Annotated in this window: 26 protein-coding genes; all 26 read right to left on the bottom strand. The window is 44.2% G+C overall.

The genetic code is table 11. The features are described 5' to 3' along the window. Window positions 1-7: 7 nt before the first annotated feature. The 26 genes from PAEAM_RS25555 to flgB all read right to left on the bottom strand — a co-directional run bounded on the left by PAEAM_RS25555 (window position 8) and on the right by flgB (window position 22,122). Window positions 8-895, bottom strand: a complete 888-nt coding sequence (locus tag PAEAM_RS25555; protein ID WP_017689167.1) for a MinD/ParA family protein — start codon at window positions 893-895, stop codon at window positions 8-10. Beyond that, window positions 892-2,244: a flagellar biosynthesis GTPase FlhF gene (gene flhF / locus PAEAM_RS25550; protein ID WP_100529397.1), complete on the bottom strand. Its 1,353-nt coding sequence runs from the start codon at window positions 2,242-2,244 to the stop codon at window positions 892-894. Before flhF ends, PAEAM_RS25555 begins: the two co-directional genes overlap by 4 nt. After that, entirely contained in the window at window positions 2,241-4,274 is a 2,034-nt protein-coding gene (gene flhA / locus PAEAM_RS25545) for a flagellar biosynthesis protein FlhA (RefSeq protein ID WP_047842487.1), read from the bottom strand. The genes flhF and flhA overlap by 4 nt, the downstream gene beginning before the upstream one ends. A 25-nt stretch (window positions 4,275-4,299) precedes the next feature. Further along, a complete protein-coding gene (gene flhB, locus PAEAM_RS25540) occupies window positions 4,300-5,382 on the bottom strand; it encodes a flagellar biosynthesis protein FlhB (protein WP_200904534.1) in 1,083 nt (360 codons plus the stop codon). 23 nt (window positions 5,383-5,405) lie between these two features. Next, a complete protein-coding gene (gene fliR / locus PAEAM_RS25535; protein ID WP_100529396.1) occupies window positions 5,406-6,194 on the bottom strand; it encodes a flagellar biosynthetic protein FliR in 789 nt (262 codons plus the stop codon). Window positions 6,195-6,204: 10 nt separating this feature from the next. Continuing rightward, the gene (gene fliQ, locus PAEAM_RS25530) at window positions 6,205-6,474 is read right to left on the bottom strand and encodes a flagellar biosynthesis protein FliQ (RefSeq protein ID WP_017689172.1); all 270 of its coding nucleotides are present in this window, start codon (window positions 6,472-6,474) and stop codon (window positions 6,205-6,207) included. Window positions 6,475-6,499: 25 nt separating this feature from the next. Then, entirely contained in the window at window positions 6,500-7,255 is a 756-nt protein-coding gene (fliP, locus tag PAEAM_RS25525; protein ID WP_036609355.1) for a flagellar type III secretion system pore protein FliP, read from the bottom strand. Continuing rightward, window positions 7,252-7,788: a flagellar biosynthetic protein FliO gene (locus PAEAM_RS25520; RefSeq protein WP_100529395.1), complete on the bottom strand. Its 537-nt coding sequence runs from the start codon at window positions 7,786-7,788 to the stop codon at window positions 7,252-7,254. The genes fliP and PAEAM_RS25520 overlap by 4 nt, the downstream gene beginning before the upstream one ends. Window positions 7,789-7,799: 11 nt before the next feature. Further along, complete coding sequence (locus PAEAM_RS25515; protein WP_017689175.1) at window positions 7,800-8,165, bottom strand: response regulator; 366 nt, start codon at window positions 8,163-8,165, stop codon at window positions 7,800-7,802. Window positions 8,166-8,193: 28 nt separating this feature from the next. Continuing rightward, a complete protein-coding gene (fliY, locus tag PAEAM_RS25510; protein WP_036609358.1) occupies window positions 8,194-9,468 on the bottom strand; it encodes a flagellar motor switch phosphatase FliY in 1,275 nt (424 codons plus the stop codon). Then, entirely contained in the window at window positions 9,458-10,456 is a 999-nt protein-coding gene (fliM, locus tag PAEAM_RS25505; protein WP_036609359.1) for a flagellar motor switch protein FliM, read from the bottom strand. The genes fliY and fliM overlap by 11 nt, the downstream gene beginning before the upstream one ends. A 40-nt stretch (window positions 10,457-10,496) precedes the next feature. Further along, entirely contained in the window at window positions 10,497-10,958 is a 462-nt protein-coding gene (locus PAEAM_RS25500) for a flagellar basal body-associated FliL family protein (protein ID WP_036609360.1), read from the bottom strand. Further along, the gene (locus tag PAEAM_RS25495; RefSeq protein ID WP_017689179.1) at window positions 10,958-11,179 is read right to left on the bottom strand and encodes a flagellar FlbD family protein; all 222 of its coding nucleotides are present in this window, start codon (window positions 11,177-11,179) and stop codon (window positions 10,958-10,960) included. Before PAEAM_RS25495 ends, PAEAM_RS25500 begins: the two co-directional genes overlap by 1 nt. Window positions 11,180-11,247: 68 nt before the next feature. Continuing rightward, complete coding sequence (gene flgG, locus PAEAM_RS25490; RefSeq protein ID WP_047842482.1) at window positions 11,248-12,063, bottom strand: flagellar basal body rod protein FlgG; 816 nt, start codon at window positions 12,061-12,063, stop codon at window positions 11,248-11,250. Window positions 12,064-12,144: 81 nt separating this feature from the next. Then, on the bottom strand, window positions 12,145-12,528 hold the full coding sequence (locus PAEAM_RS25485) for a TIGR02530 family flagellar biosynthesis protein (RefSeq protein WP_047842481.1): 384 nt from the start codon (window positions 12,526-12,528) through the stop codon (window positions 12,145-12,147). After that, entirely contained in the window at window positions 12,525-13,082 is a 558-nt protein-coding gene (locus tag PAEAM_RS25480) for a flagellar hook capping FlgD N-terminal domain-containing protein (RefSeq protein ID WP_047842480.1), read from the bottom strand. Before PAEAM_RS25480 ends, PAEAM_RS25485 begins: the two co-directional genes overlap by 4 nt. 19 nt (window positions 13,083-13,101) lie before the next feature. Beyond that, on the bottom strand, window positions 13,102-14,490 hold the full coding sequence (locus PAEAM_RS25475) for a flagellar hook-length control protein FliK (protein WP_100529394.1): 1,389 nt from the start codon (window positions 14,488-14,490) through the stop codon (window positions 13,102-13,104). Window positions 14,491-14,529: 39 nt separating this feature from the next. Next, window positions 14,530-15,471 (bottom strand): MotE family protein, encoded by a 942-nt coding sequence (locus tag PAEAM_RS25470; protein ID WP_100529393.1) that lies wholly within the window; start codon window positions 15,469-15,471, stop codon window positions 14,530-14,532. Window positions 15,472-15,514: 43 nt separating this feature from the next. Continuing rightward, window positions 15,515-15,967, bottom strand: a complete 453-nt coding sequence (fliJ, locus tag PAEAM_RS25465; RefSeq protein WP_100529392.1) for a flagellar export protein FliJ — start codon at window positions 15,965-15,967, stop codon at window positions 15,515-15,517. An 11-nt stretch (window positions 15,968-15,978) separates the two neighbouring features. After that, complete coding sequence (gene fliI, locus PAEAM_RS25460; RefSeq protein ID WP_036609365.1) at window positions 15,979-17,298, bottom strand: flagellar protein export ATPase FliI; 1,320 nt, start codon at window positions 17,296-17,298, stop codon at window positions 15,979-15,981. Then, window positions 17,285-18,148, bottom strand: coding sequence for a FliH/SctL family protein (locus PAEAM_RS25455; RefSeq protein WP_036609366.1), 864 nt, complete (start codon window positions 18,146-18,148; stop codon window positions 17,285-17,287). The genes fliI and PAEAM_RS25455 overlap by 14 nt, the downstream gene beginning before the upstream one ends. After that, complete coding sequence (gene fliG / locus PAEAM_RS25450) at window positions 18,141-19,157, bottom strand: flagellar motor switch protein FliG (RefSeq protein ID WP_036609368.1); 1,017 nt, start codon at window positions 19,155-19,157, stop codon at window positions 18,141-18,143. The genes PAEAM_RS25455 and fliG overlap by 8 nt, the downstream gene beginning before the upstream one ends. A gap of 11 nt (window positions 19,158-19,168) precedes the next feature. Further along, a complete protein-coding gene (fliF, locus tag PAEAM_RS25445) occupies window positions 19,169-20,752 on the bottom strand; it encodes a flagellar basal-body MS-ring/collar protein FliF (protein ID WP_036609370.1) in 1,584 nt (527 codons plus the stop codon). 137 nt (window positions 20,753-20,889) lie between these two features. Next, window positions 20,890-21,201 carry a flagellar hook-basal body complex protein FliE gene (gene fliE / locus PAEAM_RS25440; protein ID WP_017689190.1) on the bottom strand — a complete coding sequence of 104 codons (312 nt, stop codon included), beginning with the start codon at window positions 21,199-21,201 and terminating at the stop codon, window positions 20,890-20,892. A gap of 57 nt (window positions 21,202-21,258) precedes the next feature. Then, on the bottom strand, window positions 21,259-21,708 hold the full coding sequence (gene flgC / locus PAEAM_RS25435; RefSeq protein WP_017689191.1) for a flagellar basal body rod protein FlgC: 450 nt from the start codon (window positions 21,706-21,708) through the stop codon (window positions 21,259-21,261). A 6-nt stretch (window positions 21,709-21,714) separates the two neighbouring features. Continuing rightward, window positions 21,715-22,122 carry a flagellar basal body rod protein FlgB gene (gene flgB, locus PAEAM_RS25430; RefSeq protein WP_036670359.1) on the bottom strand — a complete coding sequence of 136 codons (408 nt, stop codon included), beginning with the start codon at window positions 22,120-22,122 and terminating at the stop codon, window positions 21,715-21,717. Window positions 22,123-22,613 lie beyond the last annotated feature (491 nt).

Raw genomic sequence — 22,613 nt, 5'->3', positions numbered from 1 at the left:
TCAGAAATCATGTTGTTCGTTTAAGCCACTTATTCATAAATCCCCTGATTCCTGTCAAGGTTCCGGATCCCGGAGTTGCAGGTACAGCCAGATAACGAAGAGCAAGTTTCTCTATATCTTTAGAGGCTTTGGCATTGGGATAAGCCAGACTATAGGGCATTTGCCTTTTAACCGCCTTGACTACCTGGGCGTCTTCTGAAATATACCCAAGCAGCGGAATATCCGTCTGCAAAAACCGCCTCGCCACTCCAGCTATTTTTTCTGCCACCCGTTCCGCTTCTCGTTCGTCTTCCACCCGGTTAACGATCATCCGAAAGGGTGTAGCATTTTCCTGGCCGTGCATAACTTTGACTAAAGCATAAGCATCGGTTATTGAAGTCGGTTCAGGTGTAGTTATAATCAGGCATTCATCAGCAGCACCGATGAACTTCATATTCTCTCTGGAGAGTCCTGCCCCAGTGTCAAAGATGACATAATCCATTTCCTGGGCAATATCCTCGACTTGACTGGCGAAAAACTCCAGATCACGATCAGACAATGAGAACAACTCTTTCATGCCCGATCCTCCAGCAATGTAAGGCAAGCCACTGGCACCCAGTTGTATGATTTCCCTTATGGATTTTTGTCGGTACAACAGGTGGTAAAGATTATAGGAAGAAGACGTACCCATAAGAACATCAATATTAGCCATTCCAATATCGGCATCAAATACAAGTACCTTTTGCCCCAAAGCCTGCAATGCCAAGGCAAAGTTCAGTGTGAAATTGGATTTGCCAACACCTCCCTTACCACTAGCCACAGTAATGATTTTCGAGGATCGAATATCTCGCTCAATGCCTTCCAATTCCAATGGCGCGGAGACCATACTTCGAAGTGCAGCTGCCTGATCCTTCATTGTGACCATTCTCCCAGCAACTGTTTAGACAACGAATCTGCATCTGGTTTCAACAAATCGTCCGGAACATTTTGTCCATTTGCCACATATGCGAGCTTGAGTGGAAAACGGTGTAACAAGTTAAATAGCGGACCGCAGCTCCCAGTCTCATCCATTTTGGTGAAAATCACCTTATCCAGTCCATATTTACTGAAATGTTCCGTGATCTGCACCATATCAGCACTTTTGGAAGTCATACTCATGACCAGAAAGGTTTCGCTATTCTCTACAGGAGCAAGCAAACTTTGCAGTTCCGAAACAAGTAATTCATTTCTGTAGTTTCTACCCGCTGTATCCATAAAGATCAAATCACAATTCTCTAATCGAGAAATGGCACGTTGTGTATCACCAGGCGATTGCACCACCTCAAGTGGAACATTCAGTATAGATGCATACGTTCTAAGCTGTTCTACCGCCGAGATCCGATACGTATCTGATGTAATGAATCCCACTTTACGCTGTTTTTTGAACATTTGTTCAGCAGCCAATTTTGCAATTGTCGTAGTTTTCCCTACACCGGTTGGTCCAGCTACATAGACGATTCGCGTGGTAGGAAGAATGCCTTCTTCAATACGTTGCTCCAAAAAGTGCATAACCTCAAGCTTCACTATTTGCTCTACACCTTGTTCTTTTAATCCATCCTCAGACCATTTTGCTTGAATTGAATCAAACCAGCATTCCCACACTTCAGGCCAAACATCTTGTTCTGTCAAACGTTCTCGGATCGTATGCAGTTCCTCTGGCACAGGGTCTGCAGAAGTACCTTGCTTTGAAAGCCTGGTCACCATCTGTTTAAGATCCTGCAATTCAGTCATCAACTTATCCTGCTGCAGGTCAGAACCTGTTGGCTTCGGACCAGTTGTTGAACCCGAAAAATCCGCCCCTTGCGGTCGCGGTTTATGATCCGTGCTCGAAGAACCTGAGCCGCTGTCTATGTTTGAACCGATATTACGCGATTCAAACACAGACGGTGCAGCCGCAGATTGGTCCTGTACACTTTGATCAGCTGTATTCGTTGCCACCGACTCATCAGAAGCCGCAACAAACGAACGAGCTGTTTGCCGATAAGCCTCAGGTACAAATGCACGAGGTACAGGTGTGAATTGATTTTGTACTGGCTTTGTTGTTTGCTTGTTTTCTTCCTTATCCACTGCAGCTACAACTTCGATCCGTTTTTTGCGAAACATTCCCATCACACCGCCCACCTTAATCTCTTTGGTGGACAGAATAACGGCATCACTTCCCAGGTCTTTGCGAATTTGAAGCATAGCTTCGGGCATGGTCTCAACAACGTATTGTTTTACTCTCATAAGTTCACCACCCCGATACTTTGAATTTCAACATTCGGCTCCAACTCGCTGTAGGAAAGCACAGGAATGTCCTGCATAGTACGTTCAATAACCTGACGCAGATACATCCGAATGGTTGGAGAAGTTAATACAACAGGTTGTTGACCTGATTGAATCAAACGGTTCACTTGTTCACTGAGCTTCTGATATACACTTTGTGTAGATACAGGGTCTAGCGCAAGATAACTGCCTTGATCCGATTGTTGCACACTTTCAGCAATTTTCTTCTCAAGACCAGGTCCAACCGTAATCACTCGAAGTGTCTCACCTTTCTGTGAGAACTGCTGAGTAATCTGACGTGAGAGGGATTGTCTGACGTATTCAGTCAGCACATCAGGATCTTTCGTATACGTACCATAGTCAGCCAGTGTCTCGAAGATGGTCACCATATCTCGAATAGATATTTTCTCACGCAATAACTTGGCAAGCACTTTCTGTACATCACCAATGGAAAGTAGAGAAGGGATCAGTTCATCCACAAGGGCAGAGTAGTTCTCTCTGAGATTATCCACAAGTGCTTTTGTCTCTTGTCTTCCAAGTAACTCATGCGCATGTTTCTTAATCAGTTCCGTCAGATGTGTAGCCACAACGGAAGGTGGGTCAACAACCGTATATCCTGCAAGTTCGGCTCTGTCTTTGGTCACTTCATCTATCCATAGTGCTGGAAGCCCAAAAGCAGGCTCCGTCGTTTCAATACCTGTCACAGACTCCTCATCATAGCCAGGACTCATGGCAAGGTAATGATTCAACAACAGTTCTCCGCCACCTACCACATTACCCTTGATTTTGATAACATACTCATTGGGTCTGAGCTGGATATTATCTCGAATCCGTATAACCGGAACGACCAACCCCAGTTCAAGAGCACACTGCCTCCGAATCATAATGATCCGATCCAATAAGTCCCCACCCTGCTGATTATCAGCAAGCGGGATTAAACCATAACCAAATTCAAACTCAATAGGGTCCACCTGAAGCAGGTTAATTACACTTTCAGGACTTCTAACCTCTTCAATCTGCTGTTCTTCTTCCAACTGTTCTTCCGCTACTTGTTTCAAATTCAGATTATTCTGCATACGCCACGCGGCATATGCCAACACACCTGCCAACGGAAGCGTAGTAATAACATGAATTGGTGTGAAGAAACCGAGCATGGCAATAACGAAAGCTACGATATAAATTAGTATTGGATATGTAAACAGTTGCCCCGTAATATCATCTGCCAGGTTTCCTTCTGATGACGCTCTGGTGACGATAAGTCCTGCTGCTGTGGAAATAAGCAGAGCAGGGATTTGGCTTACCAATCCATCTCCGATAGTCAGTACAGAGTACGTTGCCATCGCATCTGCGAAAGCCATCCCATGCACAGTCATACCGATAATAAATCCACCAATGAGATTGATCAGGAGGATGATAATACTTGCAATTGCGTCACCTTTTACGAATTTACTTGCTCCATCCATCGCTCCATAGAAATCGGCTTCACGTTCAATTTTGGAACGACGCTCACGAGCTTGTTGCTCGTTGATCAGACCCGCATTCAGATCCGCATCAATACTCATTTGTTTACCAGGCATCGCATCGAGGGTGAATCGGGCAGCAACTTCAGCTACGCGCTCAGACCCCTTTGTAATAACGATAAACTGAACGACAACGAGGATCAAAAACACGATAAATCCAATTGCAATTTGCCCTCCAGCAATCCAGCTACCAAAGGTAGCAACTACAGCTCCAGCATCCCCATCACCAAGAATTAGCTTGGTAGTCGAAATGTTCAGAGCCAGTCGGAATAGTGTAGTGATCAACAGCAAAGCTGGAAAGATAGAAAACTGCAACGCTTCTTTGCTGTTCATTGCAACAAGGAGTATCATCAGTGCAATTGAAATATTGACGACCAGCAACAAGTCCAACAGCCAGGTTGGGATCGGAAGAATCATCATCAACACAATGCCAATGATACCCGCAAGGACAGCTATATCTTTAATCTTCAATGAATGTACGGCCTCCGATCCCCTTTTATTTCGTTCTGCCCTTTAGTTTATATACATAAGCCAGCACTTCAGCTACCGCTTGAAACAAATCGGCCGGTATAGCGTCACCAATCTCGGCTCTCTGGAACAATGCCCGTGCCAGCGGCTTGTTTTCCATCGTAATAACACCGTTTTCTTTGGCAATTTCCTTAATTCGCAAGGCGACATAATCCTGACCTTTGGCAATAATCTGTGGTGCCTCCATCTCAGAACCTTCATACTTTAGCGCAACCGCAAAGTGGGTCGGGTTCGTGATGATTACATCCGCATTTGGCACTTCCTGCATCATACGCTGCATAGCCATACGACGCTGGCGTTCCCGGATTTTACCTTTGATCAGCGGATCACCTTCCATTTTCTTGTACTCGTCTTTGATGTCTTGCTTGGACATACGAATCTTCTTCTCATGGTCATACTTCTGATACATGTAATCAAATATCGCAAGTATCATTAATGCCACTGCAATCTTGATACCAAGACTTAAAGTGATCGACGCAGCGAAATGTAAAATAGCATCCAATGAAAAATGAGAAAGTGAAGCAATATCTGACTGGTAGCCTTTAATTGTACTGTAAACGAGATAACCGATAATCGACATTTTTAAAATGGATTTAGCAAATTCCACTAATGAGCGGAGAGAGAATATATTTTTGAAACCTTTAATCGGGTCCAGTTTCTCAAGTTTTGGCTTCAATCCTTCCCCTACAAGAAGAAAACCAACTTGCATGTAGTTAACAATCAAAGCAACCAGTAACGCACCCAGCAAAGCGGGAGCGATCAATAACAAAACTTCAATGCCATAGCGCATCATAAGCGCCATCACATTCTCTCCGGTGATATCCATACTCAATCGATTGATGAAGATATCTGTAAACAGACGAACTATACGTTCTTTATAGAAATTGCTGAATACCATCATGATCAAAAACACGATTAGGAGAATGGATGCGCCAGATAGTTCAGCGCTTTTTACAACCTGTCCTTTTTTTCGTGTATCCTGTCTCTTTTTCGGGGTAGCTTTCTCCGTCTTCTCCCCTGAAAACAACTGGAGGTCGAGTTGAAGTTTCATCCGTGTCTTTTCCTCCGTTTCACTCAGCCGGGCCTTTGTCCAATGGTTCCAAGCAATTTTTCCATCGATCTGAATATCGCTTCGAACAATTGACTAAATACAAAGGAGAAACTGGGAACCAGCAAAAGCAAAATAGCAAGACCAACGAGTAACTTAAGCGGCAACCCAACTGCAAATACATTAAATTGAGGAGCAGTTTTGGCCAAAAAACCCAATCCAACATCCGTCAAAAACAACGCAACTACAATCGGAGCCGACATCTGAAAAGCCAGCATAAATGATTGACCTAAGGTCTGAATCAAAAATTCAGCAATACTTCCATCTGCCAACCGTATGAAAAACACATTAGATAATGGTACCCACCGGTAACTGTAAACTATCGCATCCAGCAAATAATGGTGACCATTCATCGTCAGAAACAGAAGCATAGCAAATGCATACTTCAAGTTACCCGTAAGTGGAGCTGAAGCACCTGTCATTGGATCGTATACATTGGCCATACCAAAACCGATCTGTAGATCGATAAAGGTCCCCGCAGTCTGAACTGCCGTCATCAACAGATAAGCCACAAAACCTAAAAGCAGGCCAATTAGAATCTCTCTGATGATCAATAAGACATAACTCAGGTCTGTGGGTACGGTCTGGTCTATTCCGTAAATCAGATAGACAGATAATGTGACAAATGCAGAGATACCTATTTTAACTGAAGCCGGCACATTTCGAGCCGAAAAAACTGGCGCAGTTACAAAAAATGATGTGATTCGACAAAACATAAGCAGAGCGACAGGGAAACTTTGCAACAATGTCTCCATCTGCTAAAGCCTACCCTATGTATCTGTATAGATTATCGAGAATGTTAAACGTAAAATCGACCAAGATATTTAAGATCCAGGGTCCAAACAAAAGTACTGACAGAAGTACGGCAACAATCTTGGGCACAAAAGCTAATGTTTGTTCCTGAATTTGAGTTGTCGCTTGAAAAATACTGATTGCAAGTCCTACAACCAGAGCTAGTATAAGCATGGGTGCGCTGGCCAGCAATGACGTGTATACCGCTTTCCCGGCCAGACCGATAATAAATTCCGAAGTCATGACCGTCCTCCTTTAACTTTCCGGATCAAGTGTTAAAACTCAGTAACAGTGACTTGACAACCAGATACCACCCGTCCACAAGGACAAAGAGCAGTATTTTGAAAGGTAATGAGATCATGACCGGCGGAAGCATCATCATCCCCATTGCCATGAGTGTACTCGCGACAACAATGTCTATAACCAGAAACGGAATAAAAATCATAAACCCCATCTGGAATGCTGTCTTCAACTCACTGATTACATATGCCGGCACCATAACAGTAATTGGGATATCCTGATAGGTCTTTGGTTGTTCAGTCTGATTGTACTTCATAAATAGCAGAAGATCTTTTTCTCTGGTGTGACTAAACATAAATTTCTTCATGGGATCCGCTGCTTTTTCAAGTGCCTCGGTTTGCGTAAGCTCTCCCTGGAGATAGGGCTGAAGCGCTACCTGATTTATGGAAGACAACGTCGGCGACATAATGAAAAGTGTCAGAAATAGCGCCAAACCGACCAGCACCTGATTGGGTGGCATTTGTTGTGTACCCAAAGATGTACGTATAAAACCGAGCACAATTACAATCCGGGTAAAACTGGTCATCAGTACAAGCATTGCTGGAGCAATACTAAGCACCGTAATTAACAGAATGATGGACAGTGAACTCGTGCTTGGTGTCCCTCCATCACCGTTTCCAATCTGAATATCAATATTCGGAATGGGTTCGGCAAAGGCAACCGTTACAGATGCCAGACTGATAAGTCCTAATAAACAACACGCTAACCAAATCTTTTTCTTCATGAATCCCTCGACCGATCTGTAGTATTGTCTTTATCCAGGAGCTTTTCCATCTTCTCTTTACGGTTAGGCATCTGCCGAAGTTTGGATTCAAACATTTCGTGAAAAGAAGTTGTGTCCTCTAGTTCCATTTCCCGCGGCGGTTCTTCTTTACGGAAACGTTTTGTGAGCTTGGCAATGAGAGGTGAGAGATTTCCTTGTTGTGCAGCAGCATCTCGTTCGAAGGAATCAATGATTCTTTGGGCCTCTTCCAGATCCGAAACCTTATCTATCAACTGGATGTCTTCACCTACACCAAGCAGATATACACATCCACCAATTTCCATAATTTGCAATGACTTGTTTTGCCCCAGTCCAACTCCGCCCAGGGTACGAATTGTGCCGTGCCGGAACATTTGCTGATTCCTTTTGTTTAGAAAACGGATCAGATAAACAATAAGGGCCAGGATGACGGCCAGGACAACAATCACCCATACAAGCTGTAAATAATAATTACTTCCCACGCCAGCTCCTCCTGGAATATCACCCTGAGCCATCATCATGTCTCTTAAACGCCCAGTGTCTTGCTGATCGCTTCGATAACCCGGTCAGATTGGAACGGTTTAACGATAAAGTCTTTAGCACCTGCTTGAATAGCGTCGATTACCATCGCTTGTTGACCCATCGCGGAGCACATAATTACTTTAGCGTTAGCATCAATCTTCTTGATTTCTTTCAAAGCTGCAATGCCGTCCATCTCAGGCATCGTAATATCCATTGTGATTAGATCCGGACGAAGCTCTTTAAATTTCTCAATTGCTTGTGAGCCATCCTGTGCCTCACCAACAACCTCATATCCATTTTTGGACAAAATGTCCCGGATCATCATTCTCATAAATGCAGCGTCGTCTACGACTAAAATTCGGTTTGCCATCTTGATTCAAGTCCTCCCTAAATTGTGCTTATTGTAATTTCTGAATTCGGTCCCATTGGCTAACGATATCTATAACACGAACACCAAAGTTTTCGTCAATAACGACAACTTCTCCCTTGGCGATCAGTTTGTTATTCACCAAAATATCGACAGGTTCCCCGGCTAACTTATCCAGTTCGACAATCGAACCCTGTGACAGTTCCAAAATATCTTTAATTTGCTTCTGGGTCCTTCCTAATTCTACGGTGACCTTAAGGGGAATGTCCATCAATAAATTCAAATTGTTTTCGTCTACCTGACCATACGCCCCATTTTGCAAATTGGCGAATTGAACTGGTTGTACGTTAACATTCCTATTTGGCATTCCACCGTAATGTTGAGGTGCACCATAAGGTTGCTGCGGTGGCATGCCATACGGCTGCTGTGGCGGCATTCCTTGAGGCATACCCATCGGGGCCTGTCCATATCCGTTATAGTCCTGAGCAGGCTGTTGTGGAGCCTGTGGAGCCTGTTGGTGCTGAACGGGCGGCTGCTCCGCAACCGGTGGTGGCGTTGCTGGTACAGCTGCTGGCGCAGGTTCAGGTGTTGATGCCACTGGTGCGCTGGCAGTTGACTCCTGAGCGCCTCCAATCAGCATATCTACCATGCTTTTGGCAAAATGTACTGGAAGCAACTGCATCAGATTGGAATCGATCAGATCCCCGATTAACAAACGAAATGAAACTTGGATAAGTGTCTCATCTGCTGGAAGATTACTTACACCCTCTCCACTCTCCAGATTGAGAATATCGATTCCCGGAGGGGAAATATTCACAAAACGATTAAAAATCGTGGACATTGAGGTTGCAGAGGAACCCATCATCTGGTTCATCGCTTCCTGTACTGCACTAATATGGATTTCATTCAGTTCTTCATCGACCGGATTTCCTTCTCCACCCAACATCAAATCAGCGATGACTTGGGCATCTCTCTTCTTGATAACAAGTGAGTTAATGCCTTCGAATCCATCCACGTAATTCACATGAACGGCAACATGTGGCTTAGGAAAAGCTTCTTCAAACTGCGTTCGACTAATGATAGAAACTTTAGGTGTTGTAATATCTACTTTGAGGCCTAATAGCGTGGATAAGGCTGTTGCCGCGCTACCAAATGTAATGTTACCAATCTCCCCCAAGGCATCCTGCTCCAGCTCGGTCAAAAAATCATCAACCGTCTTTTCAGCGGGTTCCGAGCTGTTTATCGATTCCGATTGCCTGAGCAAAGCATCGATTTCTTCTTGGGATAAATAATCCTTACTCGTCAAATTCTTCAACTCCTTCGGTGACAATCTTGTCTATTTGCACAGCCACACGGTCTTTGATTGTCCCCGGACTGCCCATGTATTTCAGTTTGTCACCCACTTTTATGGAAAGTCCCTCATCAACTGGTTTGTTCAACGTAATGACATCGCCAACGGACAGACCCAGAAATTCTGCAATTGAAATTCTCGATTCTCCCAATTCCGCAACGATTGGTAACTTGGCTTTGTTTACACGCTCTTTTAGAGCATCATACTCCTCCGGAGCTCTCGTTTTCTTCTCCGAAACAAACCACTGATGAGTTGACAACCGTGACATAATAGGTTCAAGAACGACATGCGGTATACATAGATTGATCATGCCTGTCGTGTCACCAATTTTGGTACTGAGCGAGATCAGAGCAATGGTCTCATTGGGAGATACAATCTGCATAAATTGCGGATTGGTCTCGAGCGCTTCCATCCTTGGGGAAATATCCAACACAGTCTTCCATGCTTCCTGCAAACTTTCAAATGCTCGGCTGAATATCCGCTCCATGATGGTCGTCTCAATCTCCGTCATGGATGCGATCTTGGTTGGAGCAATTCCGGTTCCACCAAGCAGGCGATCCAACATCGCATATCCCACGTTTGGATGGACTTCCATCACCATTCGTCCCTGTAGTGGCTCCGCTTCAAAAATGTTCAATATCGTCATCTTAGGAATAGAACGGATAAACTCATCATAAGGCAACTGTTCGACCTGAACGACATTGATTTGAACGAACGTCCGCAGTTGGGCTGAAAAATAAGTGGTGAGAAAGCGTGCAAAGTTTTCGTGAATACGAGTCAAGCTTCTGATATGGTCTTTGGAAAAACGCACTGCCCGCTTAAAATCGTACGATCTAATTTTCTTCTGAGTTTCTTCCTTCTTCAATTCTTCTGCGTCCATTTCACCAGAAGAAAGGGCTGCTAATAGGGCGTCAATCTCATTTTGTGATAATACATCCACCATGTTCTCACCCCCTTACAGGTCTACAGCGTGTTCTGTTCATTTACATTGGCGCCATTACAAAAGCTGAAAAACTGGTGCTGCTCAACTTACCTTCAGGTAAAGCTTCATTAATTAGCCCCGTCAATCTCTCATTAAATTGTACGCGGCCCTTCGCTGTAGCCAGCTCCTCAGACTTTGTATCCGCAAACGTCTGAATGATAATAGGCTTCACTGTAATTTCTTTGATTTTCTCGAAATCTTCTTTGGCTGTTTTGTCTGACAACTTGAATGAAAAGCTGACAACTACAACATGATCCGTATCAGCCAAATTGGTTTTAATTTCTCCAAGCTCAGAGGAAACCTCTACAATCTCATCCGCAGTCATCTTCTTGGCTTCTGAAGCCGCCGCCGTATGTGTGTCGTCCTTATTCCCGTTCTGTCCTTGCATAAATACAAACACAACCACCACAATGAGTGTTATTGCCAGCAACATCGTTGCAAGCCAGGGCATCATTTTTTTCATCAGGATTCCTCCGTTTGCTGCACTTTAATAGTGGCTGCCTGAACCCCGATTTCACGGTTGTAATCTTTAATCTTGGAAATAACGTCAGCGGCTTTTTCAAGCACAATCAGTCTCTTTCCAGTTACCAGAGTAATATACGTATCCGGCGTCTCTTCCACAATTTCAACCATCAGCGCATTTAACCACATGGGAGAACCATTTAACCGCGTAACCGAAATCATGCTAAGCCCCCTTAATCAGAGTGGGAGGAGCAAGCTCCTCCACGTTTTAAAAATTCATTAATCAGTTATTAACGTTTCAGGTTAACAACTTCCTGAAGTATTTCATCCGACGTTGTAATGATCCGGGAGTTTGCCTGGAATCCACGTTGAGCTACAATCATCTCAGTAAACTCTCCTGTCAGATCCACGTTAGACATCTCGAGCTGTCCAGCAATGATTGCTCCTGTTCCGTCCTCAGCACTGTTCGCTGTTAATGGTTCCAGCGCCCCATCCGGATTCGCGTTTGCTGTCATACGGTACAAGTTGCCCCCAATTTTCTCAAGGCCTTCTGGATTGACAACTTTACCTATTCCAAGCTGTGGACCCGCTTCGATGGTTCCGTCTGCCATGGTTTGGTTAATTGTTCCATCCTGACCTATCGTGAAGGAAACAACATCATCCGGTATCGTTATATTTCCACCACCGTTATCCAGAACAAACAATCCATCCGAAGTCAAAAGGTTACGTGCAGCATCCACATGGAAATCCCCTGCACGAGTCAGGTAAGGTATTTCCTGATCTTCACTCAAACGTACCAAGAAGAATCCATCTCCATTAATCCGAAGATCTGTTGGATTATTCGTTGTCATTGGGCTACCTGCCAGATGCAGCGTATCAATTGAACCTACCGTTACACCAAGACCGATTTGTTTCGCATTGACACCACCACTTGCATCGCCAGGAGCAGTTACCCCTGCCGTTGTTTGGCTCATAATATCTTTGAACATAACCCGACTGCCTTTAAAGCCAACCGTGTTTACGTTCGCAATATTGTTACCAATTACGTCGAGTTTTGTTTGGAAACCCCGCATCCCGGAAACGCCTGAGTACATTGATTTTATCATTTTTAAAAATCCTCCCAGTCTTCATTTGGTTACCGCATCAGTCGGTCAGCGGCATTCCGGCTCCCGAGAAGGGCCAGCCGGTCAAGAAATGATTACGGCACTATCAATTTGAGTGAACACATTATCCTTCATGCTCTCACTATCCATAGCTGTAACCACAGTACGATTTTTGACATTGACGATAAAAGCCATATCCTGCATTAAAATCAATGACTCTTTGGCTCCTTTGGCAGCAGCTTTGTCCAAAGCAGAACCAATCTGTTCCATTTGCTCAGTCTTGAGTTCAATACCGCGCTGCTCCAATCGTTTGGCAGCATGATTGCTCAATTTCAGAAGATTATCTTCCAGTACTTTTGCAAAAGGTTTTTCGGGTATAGCCGAAGCTTCTCCCGTTTTGGGTCTTTGAAGCATATTCGGTGTAATCGGGCCTGCGTATAATTGTCCAACCGTTATGCGATCACTCATATCGTTTTCCCGCTATCTTCCGTATCACCCGTTTCAGCGGATGATTCAACTTCCTGGCTCTCGTTCGTTTCAGGGGTTACATCCTGAACGTTCTGTACCGGAGTTTGACTCTCTTCTGCCTGTTTTGGATAATTCACCTGAATGATCTCATCCAGCTTAATCTCGTCGTTGCCTACTTTTGCGTATTGAACGCTATCTCTTACAATGATGGAATCTACAATACCCTGACGAAGAGTTCCGTTATCATCTTTATTAGAAGAAAGCCAACTTACCTCCATGCCAATCATGCCGGATACAGCACCAAGTGACTGGTTCAATGTTTTAAGCTGCGTAGAAATATTGACCAGTTGCTCCACTGAGCTGAATTGTGCCATTTGAGCGATAAATTCCTTATCCTCCATCGGCTGCATCGGGTCTTGATTTTGCAGCTGGGTAATCAGGATTTTTAGAAACTGATCTTTGCCCAATTCTTTTGTTGCAGCACTTGTGGTTGCTTTATTGGCTGCCGAATAGTTCGGCCAGGTATTATTCGTTGAAACAATTTCATTAGCCATATGCTCACCTCATTTCTATTTAAGCCTTAGCACTAAACGTATCTCTCTGTAATTCATTTCCTTCGACTTGCTCGCTACGCCAGTTACGCAATTCTTCTTGAATCCCTGCTGTAGCTATAGCATCATCCGATTGTTCCTCACGCTCACGCGAACGGCGTTGTTGTTGAGAGTTACTTCCCGGCTGACGGCCTCCGTCCTGATACATCTGTGATCCGATTGAACTGTTCTGGGTAACCTCAAGTCGTTCCACTTGAATTCCCTGGGCTTGAAGTGAAGAACGCAGCTGCGTCATTTGTTGTTCAAGCATGTCTTTAGCCATCGTATGTTCAGTCATAAACCGTGCAACCAACTGCCCGTTCTGCAAGGTAATTTGAACATCCAATTTACCTAGATGCTCAGGCCGAAGTGAGATGGTCGCCTCGGAAAATCCTTTTTGCTGGACAATATCCAGCTTGTTAACAACAAACTGTGTCATTTCCTTGGCAAACTGTGATGTTTGCATTACAGGTTCAGCCGGTTTTCCTGCTGTTGTACCTGATGAACGCAAGGACAGCTCTCCTGCAGTAATGATGGTTGAGTGTTCCACTTCTCCACCTGCATTTGAAGCAGATGTGGTAACAGCCTCATCTTTTACCTGGGTTCCAGAATTCGCCACTGCTGCAACAAGAACTTGTGGTATGACCGAATCCTGTTTGGATGTTTGAAGCGTAGTACTTGGAGCGACCTGTGCAGTCTGATCCTTAACTGCAGTCAATGTATCCAGTATGGATTTCAGTTCAGTCCATCCTTTGTTACTAGTGGTATCCACTCCAGCCTCTTGAAGCTGACTCTGCAGAGATTGTAACAAATGTTTGAATTCAGGAGCGTTCTTCGCAACGTTACTCTCAGGATCATTCATTCCAGCTACTAATTGTGTAAGCATATCTTGCAGAACAAAACGTACTGCTGCCGGATGCTGCGACAGTTCAATTGCGGGTACTGTTTTTACGCTTTCCGCTCCGTTCGAAGACTCGTCGGAACCTTCTGTGTTAGTACCTGAAGGATTACTTAATTGTGTATACAGCTGTTGAATCAGAGTTTGCAAACCTGCAAGTAGAGCTGGGTCATTTTCCAAAGCTTCGTCAAGTGAATCCAAGTCAGTGAACAACGAATTCAGTATATCTGTGATTGATGCCGCTTCTCCTTCTTCACTTGTAGCAAAGGAAAACAACAACGGATTGGCAGTTAAACTTCCAGTAGCGCTTGAACTATCACCTTCTGTGTTTCCTCCAGATAGCGATTGTGCAAGAGTTTGGAGAAATTCACCGCTAGCACCTGCAGCTGAACCTTTCGATTGTGCTCCGGTTGTCTGACCTGTCCCCGTTGCTTTTGCAGATGCTGTGGATGCCATTTGATATACAATCGACATTTATTTTCACCTCCTCTCGGTTATACAGAGTAATCAGTTCTACTTGTTACCCATTAATCTGTTCAAAATTTTTGCAGTTTCAACCGAATCCTCTGAAGACATGTTCTCAAGCAATTGAGAGCGTGTTGCATCATCTACTGAATTCAGGATGGTCAATGTTTTGTCAGGACTCAACTTGTATGTTTCCAATAATAACTTGGCACCACTTGAAGCAGACATCGAAGCAAATGTTTGACTAAGCTGGTTTTTATCCAGGTTTTTGCTTGTGGTTGTGGATGCAGTTGAAGTTGCTGTGGTTTCTTTCTTCAATCTGGATTGCAGCGCATCCAGTGCCAGATCCCCGGACGGTTTAGCATCCTTCATCATCATGGTGACATCGGCTGCTGTTTTCGGGTCCATCTTTTCAAGCACCTTGGTCCGAGCAGATGACTGCATGGCATTCAACAACAATACCATTTCCTCATTCGTCATATTTTGCAAAATCGGTGCAGCTTTGCTTGGGCTCATGTCAGCATACATTTTAGCCAAATCTTTGATTTGTTTCTGATAATCAGATTCCGTTTCCGGCGTTGCTGCTGTAGCCGTTTCAGCCGCTTTTTCCGCATCATCCAACTTCTTCTGAAGGTCCGTGGCCTTCTTTGCTTCAGTTTTTGTCGCTTCCTGTGCTGCCTTGAGCTCTGTTTCTTTGGCAGTTACTTGGGATTTCAGCTTTTCGATAGTGGCTTCAGCACTTTCAACCTGCTGCTCACTCTTCTCCAGCTTCTCCTTCTCCGGATCCAGTACAGGATCAGGTACCCATTCCTTGACTACCGGTATCTTGTTGGCGAATTCAAACAAATTATTACGAATATCTACATTAAATAGCGTAAGTAGTACACCTAGCAATACTACGGTGAATACAATCGGGATTGAAATCATGAGAAATTTTTCCCAACCGCCTCCCGACTCTTTTTCCATGTCGCTATCATCTTTAACAGCCATCGTTCATTCCTCCTTCACGAGACAACTTCGCGTCCGGCTCACATCAATTCGCGCGTCCGGCTTTGGCAGCGAAGCGTACAGTAGCCATCTCGTCCAGATCGTTCTGTTCCCGGAGGAGCATCTCCTGCTGAAATTTGATTTTGGCCTTGTCTCTCGCTCCAAGCCATACTTTTTCATCAACCATCTTACCGTTCAGAAACGTCTGATTCCGTTGCACATTGACCTGAGCATGTTTAACATCACTGTTTTTGCGTGAAATGCACTCGTCAAGGTGATGTACATAACGCTGCATCTCCTGCAGACTGTTTACAGACGCTGTATTTTCCGTAGCAGATTGGATAATGCCGATCAGATTACTTCTATCATTAAGAAGTTGTATCAGATGTTCTTCCTCCGTCTGAAGTCTACCGATCGCTGTGGATAACATCCACTCTGCCTGTGTTTTTTCATTACTCTTCAGGTCAACAACTTTCTGGAAATGATATCGAAATTTCATCGTTTACCCATTCATCTCCTTGCAAATTCAAGAATCAAACGTTCCTGTACTTCACTTAAAGTGACTTTCTCGTCGACTTTCTGCTTAGTAAAGTTCCATATACTATCAATCTGGTCTATCGATTCATCTATGGCTGCATTTGATCCCCGTTGGTAAGCTCCAATATTGATCAAATCTTCCGATTCTTTGTACACAGCCATCAAACGTTTCATATTATTAACGGCTTCCAACTGCTCTTCCGGAGCAATATCCTTCATAACACGGCTTATGCTGGCTAACACATCAATCGCTGGAAAATGACCTTTATTTGCAATGGATCGATTTAACACAATGTGTCCATCCAGAATGCCCCTTACCGCATCCGCGATTGGTTCATTCATGTCATCCCCATCGACCAAAACGGTGTAAAAGGCTGTAATCGAACCGGTAGGTCCTGTACCCGCCCGTTCAAGCAGTTTGGGCAAACTTGCAAAAACCGATGGCGTATATCCTCTCATTGCCGGAGGTTCACCTACGGCCAGACCCACTTCCCTTTGTGCCATCGCATATCGAGTTACCGAATCCATCATGAGCATCACGTTCATTCCACGATCTCGGAAATACTCTGCAATAGTGGTCGCAATAACTGCTCCCTTAATCCGAATCAGGGCAGGCTGATCTGAAGTTGCAACAATGACTACGGAGCGTTCCAGTCCTTCCGGACCCAGATCCCGTTCAATAAAGTCGCGCACCTCACGTCCACGCTCACCCACAAGCGCGATGACATTGACATCTGCTGCTGTATTACGAGCAATCATGCCCATCAATGTACTCTTACCAACACCAGAACCGGCAAAAATACCTACACGCTGTCCCTTACCTACGGTCAACAATCCGTCGATAGCTCTTACACCAACACCCATCGTTTCAAGTACACGCGGACGATCCATTGGATTAACCGGTGTATTGGAGGTAGAGTACATCGGCATTCTGGATGGAAGGAGGGAACCGTCCAGCGGTTGTCCAAGTCCGTCCAATACTTTACCGAGCAATTCGGAGCCTACCTGAACGCCGAGTGGTTTACCCGTACCTACTACATCGCAACCAGGACCGATGGATTGAAGTTCACCCAGTGGCATAAGCAGCACTTTGTTATCTCGAAACCCAACAACTTCGGCCTGAAGAGGCTTAGCCGATTTACCAGGATAGATATAACATACGTCACCGATACTTGCATCTGGCCCTTCTGACTCCACCATAAGACCAATGACCTGAGTAACTTTGCCGTTAATACGAACAGGATCGAATTGGCGCAAATGTTCCATATATCGCTGTGAACTAAGAACCTTCATGTTGATTTTTTCGCTCCTCATCCTCAAGTGCTATGCGGACCAGTTCTTTTTTAATCTCTGCAAGCTGTGTATCAATTCTCGCATCTACACTTCCAAACGAAGAACGAATGACACATCCCTTATCTTTGACCGTTGAATCAGGCAAAATCTGCAATTCTGCCTGAGAGTCAATGGACAGAGATAATTCTTCACGAGCTGCCTGTACAAATGTAAACTGATCAGGTGCCACACAGAGTGTGATCAAACCCTGCTCCCGTTTACGTGACAAACTCTGACGAATCAGTTCCAATGTATGATCGGGTTCAATGGTAAGTTGCTTATCAATGACTTTCTCAGCGATCCCGCAAGCGAGCTCCACGAGGAACGGTTCGGCTTCCTGAATGATCTGATCTTTAGCTACATAAGCTTCCTTGAGCACTTCCTGGGCTTCAATCATCATCTTTTCGATCTGCACCTGGAGATCCAGTTCAGCTTGTACTTTGCCTTCTTCAAAACCCTGTTGGAAACCTTGTGAACGAAGTGCTTCGGTCAGATGTTCATCCTGTTGCCGTTGTTCCTGCCACCAGCTGTCGATCTGTTCACGGGCCTCTTGAAGCATGCGCTCTGCCTCTTCTGAAGCTTCACGTACTTGCTTTTCTGCAAACTCCTTGGCATCTTCCAGCATTTCTGCGGTGAGACGTTGTGTTTCTTCGTCCACGCGTGCTTGAAGCGTTTCTGCCTCAGAACCTTCAGCACTATCACCGTATAATTCCGTTTCAGACTCCTCAGCACCACCATAATGATGATGATTTTCAAGTTTTTTACGGTCATCAACGGGTACATACTGGAAAGATTTAATCAAATTAGACAATGATATCATCTCCTCCACCGCGTGCGATAATGATCTCACCGGCTTCTTCCAATCTGCGTATCGTTCCTACGATACGTGTCTGAGCTTCCTCAACATCACGCAATCGCACAGGTCCCATAAATTCCATCTCTTCTTTGAATGTCTCGGACATCCGTTTCGACATATTCCGGAACACGGCATCCCGAACTTCTTCGCTTGCCACTTTGAGTGCCAGCTGCAAATCTGCGTTGTCGATATCCCGAATAATGCGCTGAATCGAACGATCATCCACATTGACGATATCTTCGAATACAAACATGCGTTTTTTGATTTCCTCTGCAAGCTCTGGATCCTGAATCTCGAGCGAGTCCAAAATGGTACGCTCTGTCCCCCGATCGACTCCGTTCAGAATCTGAACGATCGATTCGATACCACCCGCATTCGTGTAATCCTGCGTTACGGTAGAAGATAGTTTCTGTTCCAGAACCCGCTCCACTTGAGAGATAACTTCTGGCGAAGTACTATCCATAACAGCCACCCGGCGAGCGACATCTGCCTGTTTCTCTTGTGGCAAGGATGATAGAATCGCTGCTGCCTGTTCGAATTGCAGGTAAGACAGAACCAGGGCAATCGTTTGCGGGCTTTCATTCTGAATAAAGTTCAAAATTTGATTCGGATCTGCTTTGCGCGCAAAGTCAAATGGTCTGACTTGCAGCGTAGCTGTCAAACGATTAATGACTTCAAGTGCTTTTGATGAACCCAGAGCTTTTTCCAGGATTTCTCTGGCGTAATTGATACCGCCCTGAGAGATATATTCCTGCGCCAGACAGATCTGGTGAAACTCGGCCATGATCATATCCTTTTCAGAAGAATCAACTTTGCGAACGTTGGCAATCTCCAACGTAAGTTGCTCAATCTCCTCATCACGCAGATGTTTGAATATCTGAGCCGATACTTCCGGACCTAATGTAATCAACAATATTGCTGCTTTTTGTTTGCCAGTCAAACCTTGACTGCTTGCCTTTGCCAATGCGCTCACCTCTATTCGTCAGCCAGCCATGTACGCAGCAGATTGACGAATTCGTCTGGCTTTTTCTTGGCCAAACTCTCCAATTGTTTGCGCACCTGACTTTCGTTCGTTACACTGTCCAGCGTAATGGACGGGAACTCTGTTGCTATTGGAAGAGGAATCTCTTCTTCTTCGACTTCGTTTTGTTTGCGGCGACGGCGTACTAACAAAATAACTACCGCTGCGATCAATGCCGCTATGAGTGCGCCCCCACCCCACATCATCGTTGAGGAAAGCTGGAAACCTGTATTGTCTGCAGAGGCAGTCTGGAAGCCTTGTGACATGACTGAAACTTTCTTTGTCAGATCGGCGTCACTTATTACAGTGCCTGAGTCTGCCAGTGAAGCACGAACAATGTTAACCAAAATGTTCTCAATTGCGTCCTGAACCGGTCCCTGTAATTCTGTTTCTCCATTCGGTGGTTCAACTGCAACGTTAATGGTTAAGTCTTTTACAGTATACGGACTGGAAATAATATCCTTAGCGATTCGATTAACATCGTAGTTTATAGTGCTTGATGATTCTTCGGAGGTAGAGTTACCGGTTGCATCAGATGATGGGTAACCCGGAACTTCCTCTTGTCCTGTGCCAGCAACACCACCTGTTGGATTGCTTGCGCCAGTGTAGCTCTTTTGAATCTCCTGCACACTGATCTCGATGCCTTTCATATTATCTACATCAACAGGTGTGACCAGATTTTCCTTACGTGTTTCTTTGTCAAAATTAAGCTTGGACGCTACCAAAACATTAACTTTGTCTTCGCCTACAATCTGGGAAAGGAATTGCTTTACGTTATTACGGACATCGTTTTCAAACTTTTTCTGTAGTGCCATGTTCTCTTGAACTTCGGAAGACAACCCGCCACTGCCACCTCGGGCAGTTGGAATCAATTCTGCTTCATCTGTGTTCGTAATTGTGATGTTCTCAACAGGCAGATTAGGAATTGCAGTTTTAACCAAGTTAAAGTAGCCATCTACCGCTGCCTGATTTGGGTGATAACCCGGTTTGAATTGAAGAGCTACCGATGCTGATGCTTTGTCTTGTTCTTCTAAACCAGCAAAGATGTTATCTTTCGGCATATTAACCAGTACTTTAGCATCCTGTATCCCTTGCATCCGCTGAAGTAACTGTTCAACTTCTCCGTTTATAGCGTTGTTGTACTTTACATCAAACTCTTTATCCGTCATCCCGATGGGGGATGATGACTCCTCGAATGACTTATACCCTAATGAACCATTCTGAATAATCCCTTGAGATCCAACGTTCACCTTTGCAATTGCAACACTTGTACTCGGTACGGATATGGTCTTGCCATCTGAACTTAATTTGTATGGAATGCTAGATGAATCGAGATAACTGATAACGCCCGCTGAATCACTTGCATTCAAATCTGTAAAAGCAACTTCATATTCCGTTTTGGACAATTGCATCGTGAGTACAACTGCAGCCAAAATCAGGAACAGGAAGGTGGATATAAATAATACTTTTTGCTTTTTGCTAAAACTATTCCAATACTGGGATGCCTTATCCCTGTACTGGGCGATTCTCTCATTCACTCTGTCACCCCATCCGAAACTTTGCTTAGTCTGTCCTTACTCAACCCTAGCCGTTTCATAGGTTGACGATCAGGAGCAGCATCGCAGCTGCTTTGTTGTAATGATCAGCGCTATTATCGAAGCGCAAGTAGGTTATTCTATAACTGCGTTCGCATAACTTCTTGGTATGCTTCGACCACTTTGTTTCGGACTTGAGTTGTGAGTTGTAGGCTTAACAAGGCCTGTTCTGAAGCAATCATCACTTGATCCACATTCGCTTTGCCGACCAAAAATTGATTCGACATTTCATGCGATTGAGCCTCCTGTGCTGCAACGGACCCTAATGCATTCTGTAAGTATGTACCGAAGCTCTGAATGGTTTCGGCTGGTGTAGAAGGCTTACTTTCGGTTGCACTCTTCATCTGTAGCGGTTGTATCCCCTGTGTGCTAAACATGTTGTTCTGAATCATTAATGTCCCTCCCCTTCATCCTGGTTTGTATTTTTCTTATTTTCATTTTTAAGCAGATTATCTTCCAATCTCCAAAGCTTTGGAGATCATCGCTTTGGTTGAATTCAGTGCTGTTACGTTTGCTTCATAGGAACGCGAAGCAGAGATCATGTCGACCATTTCTTTCGCAATATCCACATTAGGCATAAATACATATCCTTCTGCGTTTGCATCCGGATGAGAAGGGTCATACACAGGTTTCAGAGGTGACTGATCCTCGCGAATCTCCGTTACTCTTACGCCATCTCCTGAACCGCTACCTCTCATCTGATTTTGCAGCATCGTACCAAATGACGTTTTATTCGGCTCAAGCACAACCATTTTACGTTTGTAAGGGACCGCTTCACCATTGGATACGCTCGCGCGCGTAGTCTCTGCGTTGGCAATGTTGGAAGATATAACGTCCATCCGCAACCGTTGGGCTGTCAGAGCTGAGCTACTGATACTAAAACTATTACTAATGTTCAATTTAGGTTATCTCCCTTCCACGCCAACACGCATGATTTTAATTTGTTCATTCACTTGCTGAATATAAGCGTTATAACGTAACTGATTCTCCGCCAGAAGACTCATTTCTCTGTCTATATCGACATTATTTTCGTTGTTATTCATGGAGGTTGACTGGTCCATATTAACTACTGGCGTGGGTACGGAAGAGGAAGGACCTATGACAAAATGCCTTGCATCAGTTACTTTACCCTTAAGAACAGGCATATCTCCATTCATTTGCCCTTGCAACATTTCTTCAAAAGAAACGTCCGAGCGCTTGAAATACGGGGTATCGGCGTTCGCGATGTTGTCAGCAATTGTTCGTTGTCTGATATTGGACGCATCGAGTGCACCTTGCAATCTTTTAAAGCTGATATCGTTTAAAAGATTCACAATCCCCCTCCTCTCTTTAGAAGTTATGGAAAAAGATTGTATCTTTTCCCTTGAAAATTCTTATGTTTTTTTCGACAAAAACATTCGTCTTTACACGGTTTTCTAGGACTTAAGTAGAATTAACTCTGATGTTGTCGTATAACATAAGTTTCTTCGAGTTTGGGATTTATTACAATAAGAAAAAAGCCCTATCTTTTCTGAAAGACGGGGCTTTTTGTGTATTTTCTGCAAATTATGAATTTTTTCGTAAATGTTGGGGCCCAAAACAAAAGTATGTTAATACTCTCCCTTATTGTTCTTATACATTCTTAAAATAAAAAAAAAATTTCGAGTCTCAACATGAGGTTATAACGCCCGTAATTATGTATAATTCCGAATATTTCATAGTTGATAATGTTAGAATTTTTTGCTGTTATACTAAGGGTTTAAGGACAATATGATAGGTATACATACAAAGCTGTATATTAATCAATTGACAAATTATCTTTCAA

Origin of the sequence: Paenibacillus sp. GM1FR, assembly GCF_002803315.1 — a bacterium.
Taxonomy (GTDB): domain Bacteria; phylum Bacillota; class Bacilli; order Paenibacillales; family Paenibacillaceae; genus Paenibacillus; species Paenibacillus amylolyticus.
This window is presented reverse-complemented; position numbering and strand designations above follow the sequence as displayed.

What these genes read in the sequence shown, in the direction of transcription:
- PAEAM_RS25555 (WP_017689167.1), bottom strand. Translation starts at nt 895, where the DNA reads ATGAAGGATCAGGCAGCTGCACTTCGAAGTATGGTCTCCGCGCCATTG.
- flhF (WP_100529397.1), bottom strand. Translation starts at nt 2,244, where the DNA reads ATGAGAGTAAAACAATACGTTGTTGAGACCATGCCCGAAGCTATGCTT.
- flhB (WP_200904534.1), bottom strand. Translation starts at nt 5,382, where the DNA reads ATGAAACTTCAACTCGACCTCCAGTTGTTTTCAGGGGAGAAGACGGAG.
- fliR (WP_100529396.1), bottom strand. Translation starts at nt 6,194, where the DNA reads ATGGAGACATTGTTGCAAAGTTTCCCTGTCGCTCTGCTTATGTTTTGT.
- fliQ (WP_017689172.1), bottom strand. Translation starts at nt 6,474, where the DNA reads ATGACTTCGGAATTTATTATCGGTCTGGCCGGGAAAGCGGTATACACG.
- fliP (WP_036609355.1), bottom strand. Translation starts at nt 7,255, where the DNA reads ATGAAGAAAAAGATTTGGTTAGCGTGTTGTTTATTAGGACTTATCAGT.
- PAEAM_RS25520 (WP_100529395.1), bottom strand. Translation starts at nt 7,788, where the DNA reads ATGGCTCAGGGTGATATTCCAGGAGGAGCTGGCGTGGGAAGTAATTAT.
- PAEAM_RS25515 (WP_017689175.1), bottom strand. Translation starts at nt 8,165, where the DNA reads ATGGCAAACCGAATTTTAGTCGTAGACGACGCTGCATTTATGAGAATG.
- fliM (WP_036609359.1), bottom strand. Translation starts at nt 10,456, where the DNA reads ATGGTGGATGTATTATCACAAAATGAGATTGACGCCCTATTAGCAGCC.
- PAEAM_RS25500 (WP_036609360.1), bottom strand. Translation starts at nt 10,958, where the DNA reads ATGAAAAAAATGATGCCCTGGCTTGCAACGATGTTGCTGGCAATAACA.
- PAEAM_RS25495 (WP_017689179.1), bottom strand. Translation starts at nt 11,179, where the DNA reads ATGATTTCGGTTACGCGGTTAAATGGTTCTCCCATGTGGTTAAATGCG.
- flgG (WP_047842482.1), bottom strand. Translation starts at nt 12,063, where the DNA reads ATGATAAAATCAATGTACTCAGGCGTTTCCGGGATGCGGGGTTTCCAA.
- PAEAM_RS25485 (WP_047842481.1), bottom strand. Translation starts at nt 12,528, where the DNA reads ATGAGTGATCGCATAACGGTTGGACAATTATACGCAGGCCCGATTACA.
- PAEAM_RS25480 (WP_047842480.1), bottom strand. Translation starts at nt 13,082, where the DNA reads ATGGCTAATGAAATTGTTTCAACGAATAATACCTGGCCGAACTATTCG.
- PAEAM_RS25475 (WP_100529394.1), bottom strand. Translation starts at nt 14,490, where the DNA reads ATGTCGATTGTATATCAAATGGCATCCACAGCATCTGCAAAAGCAACG.
- PAEAM_RS25470 (WP_100529393.1), bottom strand. Translation starts at nt 15,471, where the DNA reads ATGGCTGTTAAAGATGATAGCGACATGGAAAAAGAGTCGGGAGGCGGT.
- fliJ (WP_100529392.1), bottom strand. Translation starts at nt 15,967, where the DNA reads ATGAAATTTCGATATCATTTCCAGAAAGTTGTTGACCTGAAGAGTAAT.
- fliI (WP_036609365.1), bottom strand. Translation starts at nt 17,298, where the DNA reads ATGAAGGTTCTTAGTTCACAGCGATATATGGAACATTTGCGCCAATTC.
- fliE (WP_017689190.1), bottom strand. Translation starts at nt 21,201, where the DNA reads ATGATTCAGAACAACATGTTTAGCACACAGGGGATACAACCGCTACAG.